A 21,184-nucleotide genomic window follows, 5' to 3' on the forward strand; every position below is an offset into this window, starting at 1 on the left:
CCACATGACGTGGGCTTTTTGTTAAGTGTTCAGCCTTCAGGCATAACTTCTGAGGGCCACAGGTGGAATGAATGCCTCGAGTTCATCCTCGACGGCTTCAATGATTCGCTCGACATCCGCTGCATTCATGACCGTTGCGCAAGGGATACCGGCAATGGCAATCATGGTCTCGCCACTGGCACGATCAAACAGCCGGGCGATCATGCTGCCCGGTGCGTCCATGCTCGCCTCAAATCCCATGGGATGAAAATGCCAGCGCATCAGCTGGCAGGCGTTTGGAAACGTGACTTTGCTGAAAGATCCTTTATTCATATGTTGCCCGCCTTCTTCATCGAGCGCTTCCTTTAGCTCATGTTAGGAGGGAAGAGCCTTCAATGGCTCAACCGGTGACTGCCTTTAAAAGTAGCATCGGTATGTGAAAACCATGTGATTTTTTTCGGGCCGTTCGGCAGTTAATGGGATTTTCATGATCGAGGTCATGTCCCGGCACGCATTGGCTCGGCGACGGGTCTTGCCGGGTTGGTATTTCAGCAATTGAACCCGGTGGAGAACTTCGGCAAGCTCGGCGTTTTCCCCTCGAGACCTTTATGCACGCCGATGATGATGGGCCGCAACAAACCCGGGCCACGGGCGAGACGGTCATGCGTTACCACTTGTGCTGGAAGCACCGCGACCTGGACGGCGTCATGGCGCTTTATCACCCAGGCATCCAGTACCACGATTTTTTCCAGAACCGCGTGATGGGGCTCGACGAACTGCGCGAGTACGTGCGCGTCAGCATGCCGCGCAATCCGGGCGAAGCGCTGGAGCACTCGGACCGGATTCGCCTGGACGGTAATACCGCGTTTATCCAGTACCGAATGACGTTGCGTGGCGGTGAGGGGCTGGTGTCCTTCCACACCAGCGAAGCAATCACGGTCCGCGACGGGTTGATCTGGCGGGTCAACGAATACGCCACGCTGGTCCACGAGCAGCCGTCCAGCACGGCGACTAAAACTTTGCGCCCGGCGGTCAGTCGACTCGGGCTGTCCCCGCGCCAATTGAGTTTCATGGCCGACGACTTGCAGCAGTATTTCCAGCGCCAGCAGCCATATCTTGACCCCGAACTCGACCTGCAACGGGTGGCGAAGGAGTGCGGCTACAGTCGCAATCAGATTTCCTACCTGTTGAATCAAGTGTTGGGCCAGAGTTTCTATCGCTACGTGAACCAGGCGCGCCTGCAACATCTGCTCGACACGCTGGACACCGCGACGCAACCGCTGCGTATCGACGAACTGGCGTTTGCGGCGGGATTCAATTCGCTGTCGGCGTTTTACAAGTGTTTCCGTCAGCACACCGGCCTGTCGCCCAAGGCCTATGCCAAACAAATTTCCTTGCGTGCCCGCGCGCAAGACAGCCCCTGAGTTCACGCACTAGGATCGACGCCATCGAAGTTTGAGTGGCGGAATCCTGCATGTCAGCGTGGCGCACTATCAGTTTATGGATGGATCAACTCGACGAGCCGTTAGCGGCGCGTGCGGCGCTGGAACACGATCTGGATGTCGACGTGGCCATCATCGGCGCCGGTTACACCGGGCTCTGGACCGCGTATTACCTCAAGCGCCAGGCGCCGGGCTTGAACATTGCCATTGTCGAAGCGCAAACCGCCGGCTTTGGTGCCTCGGGCCGTAACGGTGGCTGGTTGATGGGCAATATCCTCGGTGAAGACCGGCTGCTGGCCGGCCTGTCTCCCGACCATCGCCGCGCTTCATTTGACCTGCTGCACAGCATCCCTGATGAAGTAGAACTTGTCGTCGAACGTGAAGGTATCGCCTGCGATTATCGCAAAGGCGGGGTGCTTTACTGCGCCGCACGCTACCCCGAGCAAGAAACCAGCCTTCGGCGTTATCTGGACGATCTCTACCGCCAAGGCCTGACCGAAAGTGACTACCGCTGGCTCAGCCCCGAACAACTGGCGCAACAGATCAGAGTTGCGAAGCCTTATGGCGGTATCTATGCACCGCACGTCGCGACCATTCACCCGGCAAAGTTGGTGCGAGGTTTGGCACGCACGGTGGAGAACATGGGGGTCAAGATCTATGAAAACAGCCCGGTCACGCAGTGGCAGTCGGGGAGTCTGCGCACGGCCAAGGCCTCGGTTCGCAGTCGCTGGATCGTCCCGGCGGTAGAAGGCTATGCGACGACGTTACCGCCGCTGGGTCGCTATCAATTGCCGGTGCAAAGCCTGATCGTTGCCACCGAGCCTCTGTCCGCCGCGACTTGGGACGACATCGGCCTGGATCGCGGCCAGGCCTTCAGCGAAAGTAGCCGTCAGGTGACGTACGGCCAGCGCACCGCCGACAACCGTTTGGTATTCGGGGCACGGGGCGGCTACCAGTTTGCCGGCAAGCTGCGCCATGACTTCGACCTGACCACTAATGAAGTGGAGCTACGGCGCTATCTGTTCGGCGAGCTCTTCCCGCAACTCAAGAATGTACGGATTACCCACGCCTGGGGCGGCAACCTGGGCATGTCGCGGCGCTTCAAGCCGCACATGCTCTGTGATCACGCCAGCGGCATCGCCTTGTCCGGCGGTTATGGCGGGGAGGGTGTCGGGGCCAGCCACCTGGGTGGCAGAACCCTCGCCGATCTGATGCTTGAACGCGATACCGAACTGGTCCGCCAGCCCTGGGTCATGCCCCAGGGCGGGCTCGACACGCTCAAGGCCTGGGAGCCGGAACCCTGCCGCTGGCTCGGTTACAACGCAATCATTCGCAGCTTCGTCCACGAAGACCAGACCCTGGCCAACCCGACCACCGCACCCTGGCGCCGAAAGCTGGCCAGCGGGGTTGCGGGGTTCATGGAAGGCTTCATGCACTGAACAGCGCTTTATCCATCGACAGGTACGCCCATGAGCATCACGCAATTGAAGAATACCGCCACCCTGAAGCTCGAAGAGTCCAACCCGGTTGCCGTGCCACTGGGAACACCGGTGGCCGTGGCCTCGACCACCAGCGTCGAACGCGACGATGGTGTCGAAACGGGTGTCTGGGAATGCACGCCCGGACGCTGGCGTCGGCAGATCGTCGCCCAGGAATTCTGTCACTTCATCCAGGGGCGCTGCACCTTCACCCCGGACGATGGCGAAACCCTTTTCATAGAAGCCGGCGATGCACTGATGTTGCCGGCCAACAGTCTCGGCATCTGGGATATCCAGGAAACCGTGCGCAAGACCTACGTTTTGATTTTTTGATCTTCTGATTGCCTGCCAATAACAAAAGCCCCTACAGGAATCGACTCATGATCCGAAAGACACTGACACTGGCGCCCATTGCACTCGTCGCGACCCTTGGCCACGCTGCTGAAACGGTCAAAATCTACAACTGGTCAGACTACATCGCCCCGGACACCACCAAGAACTTCCAGAAAGAAACCGGTATCGCCTTCACCTACGACGTCTACGACAGCAACGAAACCCTCGACGGCAAGTTGATGACCGGTAAATCGGGATACGACGTGGTGTTCCCGTCCAACCATTTCATGGCGCGACAGATTGAAGGGGGAGCGCTGAAGAAGCTCGACAAGGCTCAATTGCCGAACTGGAAGAACCTCAATCCGGTATTGCTCACAGCGTTGCAGACCAACGATCCGGGTAACGAACATGGCTTTCCGTACCTGTGGGGCAGCACTGGCATCGGCTACAACATCGCCAAGGTCAAGGCCGTACTGGGTGACAACGCGCCCGTGGATTCCTGGGACCTGATCTTCAAACCCGAAAACATGCAAAAGCTGCAGAAATGCGGCGTTGCCATCCTCGACAACGGCCCGGAACTGTTGCCCGCCGCCCTGAATTACCTGGGCCTGCCGCACCACAGCAAAAAACCGGAAGACTATAAAAAGGCCGAAGCGCTGCTGCTGAAAGTCCGGCCGTATGTCAGTTATTTCCATTCATCCAAGTACACCAGCGACCTTGCCAACGGCGACATCTGCGTGGCGGTCGGCTTCTCCGGTGACATCCTGCAAGCCGAAAACCGCGCCAAGGAAGCCCACAATGGTATCGACATCGGCTACTCGATTCCCAAGGAAGGCGCGGCCATCTGGTTCGATATGGTTGCCATGCCCGCCGACGCACCGGACGAGAAGGCCGGCTACGCCTTCATGAACTACCTGCTGCGCCCGGACGTCATGGCCGGTGTCAGCAACTACGTGCACTACGCCAACGGCAACCAACAGGCCGACAGCCTGATCGACCCGACGATCAAAAACGACACCAAGGTTTATCCGAGCCCAGAGATGATGGGCAAACTGTTCGCGCTCGAGGCGATGCCGCTGAACATTGACCGGGTGCGTACGCGGGTGTGGAACAAGATTCGGACGGGGAGTTGAGGGTTCATATTTTGTAGTGATTGGTGGCACACCGACTGCAGGCTGCGCCAGCTGCTACAAGGATCGCGGCGTACGAAAATCCTGTAGCAGCTGCCGAAGGCTGCGTTCGGCTGCGCAGCAGTCGTAAATAATCAAATTCAACACACATTTAACTGATATCAATCCGCTGGCACTCCTATTAATAAGTCCAACAAAAGTGAGACCTCTTAGACAAAAAACAAACTTACCACTATTTAATATTTAAATATCAAATCGTCAGACAATTTGCGCAAACGCACATGCCTCCAAACAAACTTTCGACACCTCAGGCATTGTTTACGGGCACTTGCTGGAACAACACAATTTGACGTCAAAAAAAATGTAGACGTTTGATTTCGAATTGTGTCAGTTTTCTTTCGCCTGCATTGGGCGAGTGATAGGACGATCTCGCCAGAGATTGTCGCTATCTGAAAAAACTGTTCCATAGCCAAACAAGGAAGTGTGTTTATGTCGAAAGTAAAAAACAACGCTATTGATCTTGCTGAACTGGCCTTTGCCCCCTCGCATGCATTGGCAGCACCGAGTTCTGCTTTCAGCCAGATCGACAGCTTCAGCCATCAGTATGACCGCGGCGGCAATCTCACGGTCAATGGCAAACCCTCCTATTCCGTCGACCAGGCAGCGACCCAATTGCTGCGCGACGGTGCTGCCTACCAGGACAAGGATGGCAGCGGCAAAATCGAACTGACCTATACGTTCCTGACCTCGGCGTCGTCGAGCACCATGAACAAGCACGGGATTACCGGTTTCAGTCAGTTCAGTGCTCAGCAAAAAGCCCAGGCGGTGCTCGCCATGCAATCCTGGGCCGATGTCGCCAACGTCACCTTCGCCGAGAAGGCCACGGGCGGCGACGGGCACATGACCTTCGGCAACTACAGCGGTGGCCAGGACGGCGCTGCGGCATTTGCTTATCTGCCGGGCACGGGCGCGGGTTACGACGGGACCTCCTGGTACCTGACCAACAGCAGCTATACGCCGAACAAGACGCCGGACCTGAACAACTATGGTCGTCAAACCCTGACCCACGAAATCGGTCACACCCTGGGCCTGGCCCACCCTGGCGACTACAACGCCGGTGAAGGCGCGCCGACTTACAACGACGCCACCTACGGGCAAGACACCCGCGGTTACAGCGTCATGAGCTACTGGAGCGAAAGCAATACCAACCAGAACTTCAGCAAGGGCGGTGTCGAGGCGTATTCGTCCGGCCCGCTGATGGACGACATTGCTGCCATTCAGAAACTCTACGGGGCCAACACCACCACCCGTACTGGCGACACTACCTACGGCTTCAACTCCAACGCCGGTCGCGACTTCCTGAGCGCGTCTTCGTCGTCGGACAAGGTCGTGTTTTCGGTGTGGGACGCGGGCGGCAAGGACACTCTGGATTTCTCCGGCTTCACCCAAAACCAGAAAATCAACCTCAATGAGGCCTCGTTCTCCGACGTTGGCGGCCTGGTGGGCAACGTCTCCATTGCCAAGGGCGCGATCATCGAGAACGCAATCGGCGGTTCGGGCAACGACCTGTTGATCGGTAATGGCGTATCCAACGAGCTGAAGGGCGGTGCCGGCAACGACATCCTCTACGGTGCCGGCGGTGCGGACAAACTGTGGGGGGGTGCCGGTTCGGACACGTTTGTGTTCGCCGCCAGCAGTGACTCCAAGCCAGGTGTTGCCGATCAGATCCTCGACTTTGTCAGTGGCCTGGACAAGATCGACCTGACCGGTATTACCAAAGGCGCGGGCCTGCACTTCGTGAGTTCGTTCACGGGGGCGGTCGGTGATGCCGTGCTGACTAACTCGGGCGGGAACAGCCTGCTGTCGGTGGACTTCTCAGGGCATGGTGTGGCGGATTTCCTCGTCAGCACCGTAGGCCAGGCGGCGTTCTCGGACATCGTGGCCTGATTCAAGGCTGAAAAGGAGCGCGGTGCACGTTGCGCCGCGCTCTGTCCTTGCATCGATGCGCGCACTGCGTAAGGCTACGCGCCGGAGTGACAGATCCTATGGCCCCTGACGCCTTTACCTACAGAATGACCGCGTGGCTATTGGCGACGCTGATGATGTTTCTTGGAGATGTAGCCATGGCAAGCAGCCTGAAATTAGCGGACCCCTCTGAACTCGCCGGACATTGGCGAGCCACCTTGATGACCAAAGAGGATGCGTCCGAGCCCCGCACTGTGCAGGACAAACCGTCGAACGTTTGCCTGATTGACCTTCAACCCAACCAGACCCTGGCCGAGGGCGCCGAGTGCCTTGGGGCCTGGCTGCAAGTGTCGGCCATTGGCTGGTTCACAGAACCGGACGGGATTGCGATCACCGGCAAGGAAGGCTCAAGAATTTTCTTTTTCAGCCGACAGCATGATGGGCTTTATCAAGGCAATTTGAAGTCCGGTCTGATCATTACGCTTGAGCGCGCTGCGCGTAAGAGCAATTAGTGGGCGGACCGTGCAAATTTAAATAGAGAGCCCGCTGTTGTAGTTATAAGTAGCAAAACAATACGCCAACTCTTTAGCGAGCATGGAAGTGGGTTGTTAATTTGTAAGCGATTACCGACAAAAAATGTCTCGAACCGCGCACACACAGTTAATTAAACCTCGTCAGATCAGGACGGGGAATTTCACCTCGGGAAAAATCAATGAAGATGGCTAAGGCCCCAGCCACCGCTCCGTTATTCAAGGCACTGGGCGACTATAAAAGCATCTTGATCAGCGTCGGTTGTTTTACCGCATTGATCAACGTACTGATGCTGGTCCCGTCGATTTATATGCTGCAAGTCTATGACCGTGTGTTGTCTTCGCAGAACGAAACGACCTTGGCCATGTTGTCGCTGATGGTGGTCGGCTTCTTTGCCTTCATCGGCCTGCTTGAGATCGTGCGCAGCTTCATCGTGATCCGCATCGGCAGCCAACTGGAACGACGCTTCAACCTGCGGGTGTATCAAGCCGCGTTCGAGCGCAACCTGTTCAAAGGCGAGGGCAATGCCGGGCAATCCTTGGGGGACCTGACGCACATCCGCCAATTCGTCACCGGACCCGCGCTGTTTGCCTTCTTCGACGCGCCGTGGTTTCCGGTCTATCTGTTCGTGATCTACCTGTTCAATGTCTGGCTGGGTGTCTTCGCGACGGTGGGGGCTGTGGTCCTGATCGGCCTCGCTTTCCTCAACGAAACGATGACCAAAAAGCCCTTGGGCGAAGCCGCCGGTTTTTCCCAGAAGTCCAGCCAGTTGGCCACCAGCCACTTGCACAATGCCGAGACCATCCAGGCGATGGGCATGCTCGGCGTGTTGCGCAAACGCTGGTTTCAAGTGCATTCGCGCTTTCTCAGTTTGCAGAATCAGGCCAGTGACACCGGCGCGGTTATCAGTTCCCTGAGCAAAACCTTGCGTCTGTGCTTGCAATCCCTGGTACTGGGGCTGGGTGCGTTGCTGGTGATCAAGGGCGAGATGACTGCCGGGATGATGATCGCCGGTTCGATCCTGATGGGCCGCGTCCTGAGTCCCATCGATCAGTTGATTGCGGTCTGGAAACAGTGGAGTGGCGCGAAGCTGGCCTACCGTCGCCTGGATGCGTTGCTGCAAGCCTTTCCACCGTCTGACGAAGCCATGGCGCTGCCGGCACCGAAAGGACAGATCACTTTCGAACAGGTCAGCGCCGGCCCTCCGGGGCAACGTGCGGCGACGCTGCACATGGTCAACTTCAACCTCGGTGCCGGGGAGGTGATGGGCGTGCTCGGTGCCTCCGGCTCAGGCAAGTCGACACTGGCCCGGGTACTCGTCGGCGTCTGGCCAACCCTCGGCGGCACGGTTCGGCTCGACGGCGCGGACATTCATCGCTGGAACCGCGACGACCTCGGGCCCTACATCGGCTACTTGCCACAAGACATCGAATTGTTCAGCGGCAGCATTGCCGAAAACATCGCCCGGTTTCGCGAAACTGATCCGCAGAAAGTCGTCGAGGCTGCGCAACAGGCCGGCGTGCATGAATTGATCCTGCGCTTGCCGCAAGGCTACGACACGCTGCTCGGCGAAGACGGCAGCGGCTTGTCCGGTGGCCAGAAACAACGCGTGGCACTGGCCCGTGCGTTGTACGGCAACCCGAGCCTGGTGGTGCTGGACGAACCCAATTCCAACCTCGACACCGTGGGCGAAGCTGCGTTGGCCAGCGCCATCGCGCACCTGAAAGCCCAGGGCACCAGCGTGATTCTGGTGACCCATCGGTCCTCGGCCTTGGCCCAGGCCGACAAATTGCTGGTGCTCAACGAAGGGCGCTTGCAGGCCTTCGGCCCGAGCCAGGACGTGCTCAAGGCACTGTCCGGCGCTCAGGAACAACACCGTGAAAAAGCCGCGCAGGCGCCGGGCGGGCTCAGCATGAGTCGACAGTATCAGCCCACGACAAGGAATTCGGGTGTATGAGCAGCGCACGCATGAACACTGAAAGCGAAGCCCTGATGGAACACGATTACATCGCCGAACGGCCCGAGCGTGATGCGCGATTCTTCGCGCGCATGGGCTGGATACTGGCCATCGTCGGCGCTGGCAGCTTCTTCACCTGGGCCAGCCTCGCGCCGCTCGATCAAGGTATACCGGTGCAGGGCACGGTCGTGGTGTCGGGCAAGCGCAAAGCCGTGCAATCGATGAGCCCCGGTGTGGTCAGCCGGATCCTGGTGCGCGAGGGTCAAGTGGTGACGTTGGGGCAGCCGCTGTTCCAGCTCGACCAGACCCAGGTCGCGGCCGACGTCGATTCGCTGCAGGCGCAGTACCGCATGGCCTGGGCCAGCGTTGCGCGCTGGGAAAGTGAACGGGATAACCTCAAGCAAGTGAATTTCCCGGCCGAGCTGAGCAAGGATGCCGACCCGCGACTGGCGCTGGTGCTCGAAGGCCAGCGGCAATTGTTCAGCAGCCGCCGCGAGGCGTTTTTCCGCGAGCAGGGTGCGTTGCGCGCCAACATGGAAGGCGCCAGCGCGCAATTGGCCGGCATGCGTCGTGCGCGCACCGACCTGACGGCCCAAGCCAACTCGCTGCAACAACAACTGAGTAACCTTCAGCCCTTGGCGGACAACGGCTACATTCCGCGCAACCGCTTGATGGAATACCAGCGTCAGCTGTCGCAAGTGCAGCAGCAACTGGCCGAGAACACCGGTGAAAGCGGTCGGGTGGAGCAGGGCATCCTCGAAGCGAAGCTCAAGCTGCAACAGCACATCGAGGAATATCAGAAAGAAGTCCGCACCCAACTGGCTGACGCGCAACTCAAGAGCGTGACCCTCAAAGAGCAACTGACCTCCGCCGGGTTCAACCTGCAACACAGCGAGATCGTCGCCACGGCTGATGGCATTGCGGTCAACCTCGGGGTGCACACCGAAGGCGCCGTGGTGCGTCAGGGCGATACCTTGCTGGAAATCGTTCCGCAGGGCACTCGGCTGGAAGTCGAAGGGCACCTGCCGATCAACCTGATCGACAAAGTCGGCACCCATTTGCCCGTGGATATCCTGTTCACCGCGTTCAATCAGAGCCGCACACCGCGAGTGCCCGGTGAAGTCAGCCTGATTTCCGCCGACCAGATGGTCGACGAAAAAACCGGCGCGCCGTACTACGTGCTGCGCAGCAGCGTCAGCGATCAGGCGATGGAAAAGCTCAATGGCCTGGTGATCAAGCCCGGCATGCCGGCGGAAATGTTCGTGCGCACCGGTGAACGTTCACTCCTCAACTATCTGTTCAAACCGCTGCTCGACCGGGCAGGCTCCGCGTTGACCGAGGAATAAGGATGTTCGGCTGTATGAATAAGCTTTCCCTGCTCGCAGCGACCCTGGCGTTGCTGACGTGCAACAGTGTGATGGCCATGGGGCCGTTCGACATTTACGAGCAAGCGTTGCGCAATGATCCGGTGTTCCTCGGCGCGCTCAAGGAACGCGATGCCGGCCTGGAAAACCGCCTCATTGGCCGTGCCGGCTTGCTGCCAAAGCTGGGATACAACTACAACAAGGGGCGCAACTCGTCCAAGGCCACCTACCTCAATGACCGCGGGCAAAACCAGACCGATGACCGCAACTACAGCAGTTACGGCTCGACCCTGACCCTGCAACAGCCTCTGATCGATTACGAAGCCTATGCGGCGTACCGCAAAGGCGTGGCGCAGTCGTTGTTTGCCGATGAAGCCTTTCGCGGCAAGAGCCAGGAGTTGTTGGTGCGGGTGCTGGAGAACTACACCAAGGCGCTGTTCGCTCAGGATCAGATCGACATTGCGCTGGCGAAGAAGAAAGCCTTCGAGCAGCAGTTCCAGCAGAACGAGCAGATGTTTCGCCAAGGCGAGGGCACGCGCACCGATACACTTGAGTCCGAGTCCCGTTACGAACTGGCGACCGCCGAGGAGATCGAGGCCCGCAACGAACAGGACGCGTCCTTGCGTGAACTGGGCGCGTTGATCGGTGTACCGACGATCGACATCGCCGACCTGGCGCCGCTGGACCAGAATTTCCAGACCTTCAGCCTGCAACCGGCCAATTACGACACCTGGCACGAAATGGCCGTGGCCAATAACCCGAACCTGGCCTCCCAGCGCCATGCGGTGGACGTCGCGCGTTACGAAGTTGAACGCAATCGCGCCGGGCATCTGCCGAAAGTCAGTGCCTACGCCTCGGTGCGCCAGAACGAATCGGAAAGCGGCAACACTTACAACCAACGTTACGACACCAACACCATCGGCATCGAAGTCAACGTGCCGCTGTATGCCGGTGGCGGGGTGTCGGCGTCCACCCGTCAGGCCAGCCGCACCATGGAACAGGCCGAGTACGAACTGGACGGCAAGACCCGCGAAACCATGATCGAGCTGCGCCGACAGTTCAGCGCCTGCCTGTCGGGCGTGAACAAATTGCGCGCCTATCAAAAGGCGTTGGTGTCTGCCGAAGCGCTGGTGGTCTCGACCAAGCAAAGCATTCTGGGCGGCGAACGCGTCAACCTGGATGCTTTGAATGCAGAACAACAACTATTTACCACCCGCCGCGATTTGGCGCAGGCACGCTATGACTACTTGATGGCCTGGACCAAATTGCACTACTACGCCGGAACCTTGAGCGAGCAGGACCTTGCCAAGGTAGACGAAGCGTTCGGCCAGGGCCCAAAGACTCAATGATGGATCTGTAGCAGCTGCCGAAGGCTGCGTTCGGCTGCGACACGGGACGTGTGAATTTGCAGGCGCCTTTCGAGGCAAAAAGGGATTTTGGCAACACAACTAAGGACGGTAGCTGGATGAATAACAAGCACAACACACTGGCCGTGCTCTGCGCACTGGCCGCACTCGGTCAGGCGCACGCCGCGCCTTACGTGGAAAGCGGACGCGCTGGCGACCCCAACAGCTGGCGCAGCGCCGAATTCAACGCCGATTGGGGCGTAGGCGCGATCAACGCACAGGATGCCTACGCCGCCGGTTACAGCGGCAAAGGCGTGAAACTGGGGATCTTCGACCAACCGGTCTACGCCCAGCACCCGGAGTTCTCCGGCGCCAATAAAGTCGTCACCCTGATCACCAGCGGCATCCGTGAATACACCGATCCGTACATCCCGGTCAAAGCCGGGGATGCGTTTCGCTATGACGGCGCCCCCACGGTGGGCTACGACGGCAAGCTCGGCTCCCACGGCACCCACGTCGGCGGGATCGCTGCCGGCAGCCGCGATGGCGGGCCGATGCACGGCGTGGCGTACAACGCGCAAATCATCAGCGCCGATAACGGCGACCCGGGCCCGGAGGACGGCATTATTCGTGGCAACGACGGTGCGGTGTACAAGGCAGGTTGGGATGCCCTGATCGCCAGCGGCGCGCGGATCATCAACAACAGCTGGGGCATCGGCATTACCGATCGCTTCGACCTCGGCGGACGCGATCCGGCGTACCCGCACTTCACCGTGCAGGATGCGCAGTTGCAGTTCAACGAGATCCAGCCACTGCTCGGAACCAAACCGGGCGGTGCCTACGACGGTGCGATCGCCGCCGCCCGCAGCGGCATCGTCACGATCTTCGCCGCCGGCAACGACTACAACCTGAATAACCCGGACGCCATCGCCGGCCTCGGCTATTTCATACCGCAGATCGCGCCGAACTGGGTGACCGTCGCGGCGTTGCAGAAGAACCCGGACCTCACCAGCCCGGACCTCTACAACATCAGTACGTTTTCGTCGCGCTGCGGCTACACCGCCAGTTTTTGCGTGTCGGCGCCCGGCAGCAAAATCTACAGCTCGATCATCGGCGGCACCAACGCAGATAACCTCACCACCGGTTACGCCAATTACAACGGCACCTCGATGGCCGCGCCGCATGTTGCAGGCTCCATGGCGGTGCTGATGGAACGCTTCCCGTACATGACCGGTGCGCAGGTCGCCAGTGTTCTGCGCACCACGGCCACTGACCTCGGGGCACCGGGTGTCGACGCGTTGTACGGTTGGGGCATGATCAACCTGCGCAAAGGCATTGATGGCCCGGGGATGTTTGTCACCGAGCAGGACATTCCCGAGGAATTTCGCATTCAGGGCGCCTACGGCTCCAGCCAGTTTGTGGCCGATTTGCCGGGCATCGGCGCGATCATCGACGCCGGCAAACCGACCGAACGTGTGTGCACGGACGTGCACTGCGGACTCGACGTCTGGCGTAACGACATTTCGGGCCATGGCGGCCTGACCAAGCAGGGCATCGGCACGCTGGTCCTGACCGGCGCCAATACCTACGCGGGCCCGACGCTGGTCAATCAGGGCCGGTTGGCCATCAACGGTTCGCTGGCTTCGACGGTCACCGTCAATGACAGCGGTATTCTCGGCGGTAACGGTCGCATCGGCGGGTTGATCGCCAGAAGCGGCGGCACTGTGGCGCCGGGCAACTCTATCGGGACCTTGCAAGTGGCGGGCGACGTGACCTTCGAGCGCGGCTCGACGTACGCCGTGGAGTTGTCGCCGACGAGCAGTGACGAGATCGTCGCCAGTGGCAAAGCCGTCATCGACAACGCCACAGTCAGCCTGTCCCTGGAAAACAGCCCGACATTATTGACTACCCGCGAAGTGAAATCCCTGCTCGGCCATCAATACACCATTCTGCAGGCGGCCGGCGGGATCGAAGGGCGTTTCGGCGCGGTGGTGCCGAACTACCTGTTCCTCGGGGGCACCCTTGATTACTCGGCCAATGGCATTCAACTGTCGGTAGTACGCAACGCCACTTCGTTCAGCAGCGCTGGCCAGACACCGAACCAACGCGCGGTCGCCGCGGCTGCCGAGCAACTTGGCGCCGGCAATGCGCTGTACGAAACCTTGCTGCTGTCACCCACCGCCGCCGTGGCCCAGCAGGCTTTCCAGCAACTGTCCGGCGAGATTCATCCGGCCATTGGCACGCTGCTGATCAACGACAGCCGTTACCTGCGCGATGCCGTCGGCGAACGCCTGCGTGAGCGGGACCTGTTCAACGCCGCCGCACCCACCGATGACCGCAGCAACGCCTGGCTCAAAGTCCTCGGCGCCTGGGGCAAGAGCGATGGCGGGCACGACAACGCCAGTTCCAACAGCTCCATCGGCGGTTTGCTGGCGGGGGTTGATGGTCTGATCGCTGACCACACGCGACTGGGTTTTGTCACCGGTTACAGCGACAGCTCGTTGAGCATGGGTGATGGCACGCATTCGTCGGCCTCGGTCGACAGCTATCACTTGGGCGCGTATCTGGGCCATGAAATCGACGCCCTGCGTTTGAGCGTTGGCGGTGCTTACAGCTGGCATCGCGTCGACGTCAAACGTGACCTGCAATTCGGCGACGTCAGCGGCAAACAGAAATCCAAACGCGATGCGACCACGGCGCAATTGTTCACCGAAGCGGCCTATCGCCTCGACGTGCAACCGTTGTCGCTGGAGCCGTTCGCCAACCTGGCTTACGTGCACTTGAACAGCGACAGTTTCACCGAAAAAGGCGATGCCGCCGCCCTGAAGGGCGGTGAAGACAACCGTGATGCGGTGCTTTCAACCCTGGGCCTGCGGGCGAGCAAAGCGATTGCCCTGTCGGACAAACAACAGCTGGAACTGTCCGGCACCCTGGGCTGGCAGCACAACTTGAGCAGTACCCAGTCCGAAGATCACTTGGCGTTCGTCAATGGCAATACTGCCTTCAGCGTGCAAAGCGTGTCGCTGGACCGCAACGCCGCCGTGATCGGTGCCCGCGCCGGTTTGGCGGTGGCGCAGGATGTTCGCGTGAGCCTGGATTACAACGGTCTGATCGGTTCCAACGAGAAAGACCACGGTGTAGGCCTGACGCTGGACTGGCGGTTCTGATCATGCACTAAAGGCTCCGGGGCGCGTCGTGATCGAGGCGTCCTGGTTGTGAGCCATCTCTGACAACTCCAACAAAAGAGAGGCAATACCAATGGGTGTGTACGACTACAAAAACTTCAGTACTGCGGACTCCAAAGCGTTGTTTACTGACGCCATGGCAATCACGCTGTATTCCTATCACAACCTCGACAACGGCTTTGCCACCGGGTATCAGCACAACGGTTTTGGCCTGGGCTTGCCCGCGACATTGGTCACCGCGCTGCTCGGCGGCACCGATTCCCAGGGCGTCATTCCCGGCATCCCCTGGAACCCCGATTCGGAAAAAGCCGCACTGGATGCCGTGCAAAAAGCCGGCTGGACACCCATCACCGCCTCCCAACTGGGCTATGACGGCAAGGTCGATGCGCACGGAACCTTCTTCGGTGAAAAAGCCGGCTACAACACGGCGCAAGTCGAGATCCTCGGCAAGTACGATGCCCAGGGGCACCTGACCGAAATCGGCATCGCCTTTCGCGGCACCAGCGGCCCACGGGAAACCCTGATCGGCGATTCCATTGGCGACGTGATCAACGATCTGCTGGCAGCGTTGGGTCCCAAGGATTACGCGAAAAATTACGTCGGCGAAGCGTTCGGCAACCTGCTCGGCGACGTTGTGGCGTTTGCCCAGGCCAATGGCTTGTCGGGAAAAGACGTCCTGGTCAGCGGCCATAGCCTCGGCGGGTTGGCGGTCAACAGCCTGGCGGACTTGAGCACGGACACCTGGGGCGGGTTCTTCAAGGACTCCAACTACATCGCCTACGCATCACCCACCCAAAGCGCCACCGACAACGTGCTCAACGTCGGCTATGAAAACGATCCGGTGTTTCGTGCGCTCGATGGTTCATCGTTCAACCTGTCGTCGGTGGGGGTTCACGATGCGCCCAAAGAGTCGGCCACCGATAACATCGTCAGCTTCAACGATCACTACGCCTCGACGGCGTGGAATGTACTGCCGTATTCCATCCTCAACATTCCGACCTGGATCTCACATCTGCCCACCGCTTACGGCGACGGCATGAACCGGGTAATTGAATCGAAGTTCTACGACCTCACCAGCAAGGACTCGACGATCGTCGTGGCCAACCTGTCCGACCCGGCACGGGCCAACACTTGGGTGCAAGACCTCAATCGCAACGCTGAAACCCACAAGGGCAGCACGTTCATCATCGGCAGCGACGCCAACGACCTGATTCAGGGCGGCAACGGCAACGACTACCTGGAGGGGCGCGACGGTAACGACACGTTCCGTGATGGCGGCGGCTACAACATCCTGTTGGGTGGCAAGGGCAACAATGTCCTGGACTTGCAGCAGTCTGTGAAAGCCGTCGAATTTGCCCATGACGGCGCCGGCACGCTGTACCTTCGCGACGCCAATGGCGGCATCAGCATTACCCGTGACATTGGCAGCATTGTCAGCAAGGAACCGGGATTTCTCTGGGGGCTGTTCAAGGATGACGTGTCGCACAGCGTGACGGCCAATGGCCTGGCGGTCGGTAACCATTTGACCGCGTACGCCTCATCGGTGAAGGGCGGTGGCGGGGCGGATACGCTCAAGGCGCAGGCGACGGGCGACTGGCTGTTTGGTCTGGACGGTAATGACCATTTGATCGGCGGCAAGGGCAACGATGTGTTTGTTGGCGGCGCAGGGAATGACGTGATGGAGTCGGGCGGCGGGGTCGATACGTTCCTGTTCAGTGGTTCGTTTGGCCAGGATCGGGTCGTGGGTTATCAGGCGAACGACAAACTGGTGTTTCTCGGCGTTCAGGGCGTGGTGGCCAATGATGACTTTAGGGCGCACGCCACGGCGGTGGGGCATGACACGGTGCTGACGTTTGGTGGAGATTCGGTGACGTTGGTGGGGGTTGGGCTGGACAGTCTGGCTGGTACAGGGATTGTGATTGCCTGATGCTTTTGGGGCGCCGGTAAGGGCCTCATCGCGAGCAGGCTCACTCCTGCAAGGGATTTGTGAACGGCACAAAACCCCTGTAGGAGTGAGCCTGCTCGCGAAGAACGATAACTGGGTCCTCAGTCTTCCTCGCGAACCGTCGCCACATCCTTGGCATTGACCTTGATTTTCGCCCCGGAAATATCCTCGAATTCGTAGAAGCCGTCCTTGGTCTTGGTTTTCGGCATGTCCTTGGTCAAATACTGGGTGCCGTTCTGCAGGGTTACCACCGTTGGCGTCGAGCAACCGGCCAGCACCAACAAGGCCGCTGCGGCCAGCGGAAAACCCAGGGCTTTGATGTTCATGTCCACCTCTCACAATGCTGAAAAAAACCTCTATGCCGGTTGGTGCCATCGATTGGCAGAAAGTTCGATGCCCGCCCGAAAATGACCGAATAACGCCGCCGCTTATCTTTTTCCGTTTGCACCACACGGTGGGTAGCTGTTATCTGTACGCATAACCAGTACTCGCTTGCCATGGCGCTTTTCCTTGTGACTGCAAATCCCCTCGATGACCCGTTCTATTACCTCAACAACTTCATGCAAGTGCTTGACTGGCTTGAACATCGTTATGCCGATGTATTAAGTGTAGAAGAGCAAGCGTTCATCGGTGATTTCATTCGGCTACCCAAGGCGTCGCGGGGGCTGCTGGTCAGGATGGTGATGCGTAAGGGTGTGCATTTCAGGGCCGGCAAACTGAGTTATGCCGAAATCGGTGACATCGTCAGCGCGGCCGAACCGTTGCTGGCGGCAGGCTGGATCTCTGATGAGTCGCCGTTGCACATCGGGGAGTTGTTCGACGTGCTGCTCAAGGCCGAGATTGTTCACTGTCTTGGCGCTGCGATTGATCAGCCCAAAGGCAAGAAAAGTGACTGGCTGCCGCTGTTAAGCGAGCAGTTTCCAGAACCAAAAAGCTTTGCCCAATGGTGCCCGGCACTGGATGACCGACTGTTCACCCTGACCATCATGGACCTGTGTGACCGGCTCCGACTGATGTTTTTCGGCAACCTCTATCAGGACTGGTCCGAGTTCGTGCTGGCCGACCTTGGCATCTTTACCTACGAAAAAGTTGAATTCAGCGCCGAATCCCGGGGTTTGCGCAGCCGTGACGACGTGGACGCCTGTCTGTTCCTCCATCAGTGCCAACAGCATTTCGAAGCGGGTGAGCCGCTGGCAGCCATCGTCGAGCAGGTCAACGGGCTGATACTCGGCAACCCGTGGTTGCAGCGTCGACGTGGCAAGTTGCTGTTCCAGATCGGTCAGCACTGTGAGCGTATTGCCGATTTCTCCAGCGCGCTGGCGATTTACCGCGATTGCGCCTATCCCGGCGCTCGGGTGCGGATGATTCGTGTGCTGGAGCGCTGCGGTGAGTACCCGCTCGCCCTGGACCTGGCGAACCACGCACAGCAGTTGCCGGAAAGTGCCACCGAGCATCAGCATTTACTGCGTGTACTGCCCAGACTGCGTCGCAAACTCGGCGGTCCGGCGCTCAAGCGAGCCGCCCCGCGGCCCATGCAACGGCTGGATCTGCAGTTGCCCAGAACCGATCTGGCGCTGTCGGTGGAATATTATGTACAGGCGCATCTGGAGGAAGAACAGGCACCGGTGCATTACGTCGAGAACAGCCTGATCAATTCGCTGTTTGGGTTGTTGTGCTGGCCGGCCATTTTCGCGCCGCTGCCGGGGGCGTTCTTTCATCCGTTCCAGCGTGGGCCGGTTGACCTGTTGAATGAAGACTTTTGCGCGCGCCGTGCCGAGCTGTTCGAGGCATGCCTGGCCGAACTCGATGACGCTCGTTACCGGCAGACGATTCGCGAACGTTATGCCGCCAAGTGGGGCGTGCAGTCACCGTTCGTGTTTTGGGGCATCCTGAACGAAACGTTGCTGGATCAGGCGCTCGATTGTCTGCCGGCAGAACATCTGAAGCACTGGTTCAACCGCCTGCTGCTGGATATCAAGGCCAACCGCGCCGGCATGCCCGACCTGATCCAGTTCTGGCCGCAGCAAAAAACCTACCGCATGATCGAAGTCAAAGGCCCGGGAGACCGCCTGCAAGACAACCAATTGCGCTGGCTGGAATTCTGTCATGAGCATCAGATGCCCATCGCGGTCTGCTACGTGCAATGGGCGGAGCAGAGCGCTTGAGCTATAGCATCGCGGTCCGGGCCCTGTGTGAATTCACCGCCAAGGTCGGCGACCTGGACTTGCGTTTCACCCCGTCACCGACGGCGCTGGAAGGCATCGTCGGGCACCGCACGGTCGCGTCCCGGCGCAGTGACGGATATCAAAGCGAAGTGGCCCTGGAAGGTACGTACAAAACCTTGAGCGTGAAGGGCAGGGCGGACGGTTATGATCCAGCTCAAAACTGCCTGGAAGAAGTCAAAACCTATCGTGGCGACCTGAGCAAACAACCGGCCAACCACCGACAGCTGCACTGGGCGCAGGCCAAGATCTATGGCTGGTTGATGTGTCGCAAGCTGGACCTGGCGCAGATCAACCTGGCGCTGGTGTATTTCGACATCGTCAGCGAAAAGGAAACCTGTCTGGTCGAGGCGTTCAGCGCGGCGCAACTGCAGCCGTTCTTCGAACAACATTGCGCGCTGTTTCTGCACTGGGCCGAGCAGGAAATGGCCCATCGCGATGTGCGCAATCAGGCCGCGCAACAATTGGCGTTTCCCCATGCGGGCTTTCGTCCGGGTCAGCGTCACCTGGCCGAATCCGTGTTCAAAGCCGTCAGTACCGGGCGCTGCCTGATGGCGCAGGCACCGACCGGCATTGGTAAAACCGTGGGCACGCTGTTCCCGATGCTCAAGGCTCTGGCGCCGCAAAAACTCGACAAGGTGTTCTTTCTCACCGCCAAGACGCCGGGACGCAAGCTCGCGCTGGATGCGGCGCAGGTGATCCTGCAAAGCACCGGTGCACCGCCGCTTCGAGTGTTGGAGATGATCGCCCGGGACAAAGCCTGCGAGCACCCGGACAAAGCCTGCCACGGCGAATCCTGCCCGTTGGCGCGAGGGTTCTATGATCGATTACCCGCCGCTCGCCAAGCTGCCAGCCAATTGAGCCTGTTGAATCAGGCGGCCTTGCGCGAGGTGGCGCTGGCCCATGAGATCTGCCCTTATTATCTGAGCCAGGAAATGGCCCGTTGGGCAGACGTGGTGGTCGCAGACTACAACTATTACTTCGATTTCAGTGCGTTGCTGTTCGGTCTCGCCCAAGCCAACAACTGGACGGTCGCGGTGCTGGTCGACGAGGCCCACAATCTGGTGGAGCGCGGCCGGCAGATGTACAGCGCCAGTCTCGACCAGTCGACCCTCAACGGCGTGCGCAAAACCGCGCCTGAAGTCCTGAAAAAATCCTTGCAGCGGGTCAACCGGGAATGGAATGCCCTGCATAACCAGCAACCCGGTGCGTATCAGGCGTACGACAAGGCACCGGAAAAACTGCTCCAGGCTTTGTTTACATGCAACGCGAGCATTGGCGACTACCTCAATGATCACCCGCAGGGGCTGGACAGCACGTTGCAAAGTTTCTACTTCGAGATGCTGCAGTTTTGTCGGGTCGCCGAACTTTTTGATGAACAATTCCTGTTCGACATCAGCAAACGCGACCTCGACCGCCAGCGTCCGTTGTCGCAACTGTGCCTGCGTAACGTCGTGCCGGCCGGTTTCATCCGTCCACGCCTGACCGCTGCGCGCAGCACAGTGCTGTTTTCGGCGACACTGAGCCCGCGACATTACTACAGCGATTTGCTGGGCACCCCGGCGAACACGGTATGGATCGACGTGGAATCACCGTTCCATGCCGACCAGTTGCAGGTGCACATCGTCAGCCAGATCTCCACACGCTTCGTTCATCGGCAGGCGTCGCTTGAGCCGATTGTCGAACTCATCGCCCGACAGTTTGGCCAGCGCCCCGGCAACTACCTGGCGTTTTTCAGCAGCTTCGACTATTTGCAGCAAGTCTTGCAGTTACTGGCCGAGCGTCATCCGCATATCACGCTGTGGTCGCAATCCCGGGGAATGGGTGAAGCGCAGCGCCAGGACTTTCTCGACCAGTTCACCGCGCACAGTCAGGGTGTCGGCTTTGCGGTGTTGGGCGGTGCATTTGGTGAGGGTATCGATTTGCCGGGCGCACGGTTGATCGGCGCGTTCATCGCCACACTGGGCCTGGCGCAATTCAACCCGATCAACGAACAGATTAAACACCGCATGACCGCCATTTTTGGTGCCGGTTATGACTACACCTACCTGTTTCCAGGCGTACAAAAAGTGGTGCAGGCGGCAGGACGGGTGATCCGCACCCAGCAGGATCAGGGGGTGGTGATGCTTATTGATGACCGGTTTGGCGAGAGCAAGGTTAAACAGCTGTTCCCACGTTGGTGGTCGGTTGAACCGACGCATTTTCGCGCTATCGAGTAGGAACATTCCTTTTAAAAAACAGTGATATATCTTGAAAGACACACCGATTTGAACAAACGCCCAATCAGCGCTTTATTGAAAGGGCAGG

Annotated in this window: 15 protein-coding genes; 13 read left to right on the forward strand and 2 right to left on the reverse strand. The window is 59.3% G+C overall.

The window, feature by feature from the left end; translation table 11 throughout:
* Positions 1–36: 36 nt before the first annotated feature.
* A complete protein-coding gene (locus tag H8F22_RS09685; protein ID WP_027923219.1) occupies positions 37–312 on the reverse strand; it encodes a DUF1652 domain-containing protein in 276 nt (91 codons plus the stop codon).
* A gap of 275 nt (positions 313–587) precedes the next feature.
* Here H8F22_RS09685 and H8F22_RS09690 point away from each other — a divergent pair, with 275 nt between their 5' ends.
* The 11 genes from H8F22_RS09690 (at position 588) to H8F22_RS09740 (ending at position 16,637) form a co-directional block, all read left to right on the forward strand.
* Positions 588–1,403: a helix-turn-helix domain-containing protein gene (locus H8F22_RS09690; protein WP_194940022.1), complete on the forward strand. Its 816-nt coding sequence runs from the start codon at positions 588–590 to the stop codon at positions 1,401–1,403.
* Positions 1,404–1,453: 50 nt separating this feature from the next.
* Positions 1,454–2,860, forward strand: a complete 1,407-nt coding sequence (locus H8F22_RS09695; RefSeq protein WP_027923217.1) for an NAD(P)/FAD-dependent oxidoreductase — start codon at positions 1,454–1,456, stop codon at positions 2,858–2,860.
* A 30-nt stretch (positions 2,861–2,890) separates the two neighbouring features.
* Positions 2,891–3,232, forward strand: a complete 342-nt coding sequence (locus H8F22_RS09700) for a cupin domain-containing protein (protein ID WP_027923216.1) — start codon at positions 2,891–2,893, stop codon at positions 3,230–3,232.
* A gap of 47 nt (positions 3,233–3,279) precedes the next feature.
* Positions 3,280–4,365, forward strand: coding sequence for a polyamine ABC transporter substrate-binding protein (locus tag H8F22_RS09705; RefSeq protein ID WP_194940023.1), 1,086 nt, complete (start codon positions 3,280–3,282; stop codon positions 4,363–4,365).
* Positions 4,366–4,851: 486 nt separating this feature from the next.
* Entirely contained in the window at positions 4,852–6,309 is a 1,458-nt protein-coding gene (locus H8F22_RS09710; RefSeq protein ID WP_059182982.1) for a serralysin family metalloprotease, read from the forward strand.
* Between the two features lie 98 nt (positions 6,310–6,407).
* Positions 6,408–6,839 carry an AprI/Inh family metalloprotease inhibitor gene (locus H8F22_RS09715; RefSeq protein WP_059182981.1) on the forward strand — a complete coding sequence of 144 codons (432 nt, stop codon included), beginning with the start codon at positions 6,408–6,410 and terminating at the stop codon, positions 6,837–6,839.
* Between the two features lie 200 nt (positions 6,840–7,039).
* Entirely contained in the window at positions 7,040–8,815 is a 1,776-nt protein-coding gene (locus H8F22_RS09720) for a type I secretion system permease/ATPase (RefSeq protein ID WP_027923212.1), read from the forward strand.
* Positions 8,812–10,161, forward strand: coding sequence for an HlyD family type I secretion periplasmic adaptor subunit (locus tag H8F22_RS09725; RefSeq protein ID WP_194940024.1), 1,350 nt, complete (start codon positions 8,812–8,814; stop codon positions 10,159–10,161). The genes H8F22_RS09720 and H8F22_RS09725 overlap by 4 nt, the downstream gene beginning before the upstream one ends.
* A gap of 2 nt (positions 10,162–10,163) precedes the next feature.
* Positions 10,164–11,528 carry a TolC family outer membrane protein gene (locus tag H8F22_RS09730; protein WP_027923210.1) on the forward strand — a complete coding sequence of 455 codons (1,365 nt, stop codon included), beginning with the start codon at positions 10,164–10,166 and terminating at the stop codon, positions 11,526–11,528.
* Positions 11,529–11,644: 116 nt separating this feature from the next.
* The gene (locus H8F22_RS09735; RefSeq protein ID WP_194940025.1) at positions 11,645–14,692 is read left to right on the forward strand and encodes an autotransporter serine protease; all 3,048 of its coding nucleotides are present in this window, start codon (positions 11,645–11,647) and stop codon (positions 14,690–14,692) included.
* 91 nt (positions 14,693–14,783) lie between these two features.
* The gene (locus tag H8F22_RS09740) at positions 14,784–16,637 is read left to right on the forward strand and encodes a polyurethane esterase (protein WP_194940026.1); all 1,854 of its coding nucleotides are present in this window, start codon (positions 14,784–14,786) and stop codon (positions 16,635–16,637) included.
* Between the two features lie 119 nt (positions 16,638–16,756).
* On the opposite strand, the gene H8F22_RS09745 is transcribed toward H8F22_RS09740, so the two are convergent.
* Complete coding sequence (locus tag H8F22_RS09745; protein WP_059182977.1) at positions 16,757–16,981, reverse strand: YgdI/YgdR family lipoprotein; 225 nt, start codon at positions 16,979–16,981, stop codon at positions 16,757–16,759.
* Between the two features lie 171 nt (positions 16,982–17,152).
* On the opposite strand from H8F22_RS09745, the gene H8F22_RS09750 reads away from it, so the two are divergent.
* Entirely contained in the window at positions 17,153–18,820 is a 1,668-nt protein-coding gene (locus H8F22_RS09750) for a VRR-NUC domain-containing protein (protein ID WP_194940027.1), read from the forward strand.
* Complete coding sequence (locus tag H8F22_RS09755; RefSeq protein WP_059183097.1) at positions 18,817–21,096, forward strand: ATP-dependent DNA helicase; 2,280 nt, start codon at positions 18,817–18,819, stop codon at positions 21,094–21,096. The genes H8F22_RS09750 and H8F22_RS09755 overlap by 4 nt, the downstream gene beginning before the upstream one ends.
* The last annotated feature ends 88 nt before the right edge of the window (positions 21,097–21,184 follow it).

The sequence above is a fragment of the Pseudomonas mucoides genome, from assembly GCF_015461845.1.
Taxonomy (GTDB): Bacteria; Pseudomonadota; Gammaproteobacteria; order Pseudomonadales; family Pseudomonadaceae; genus Aquipseudomonas; species Aquipseudomonas mucoides.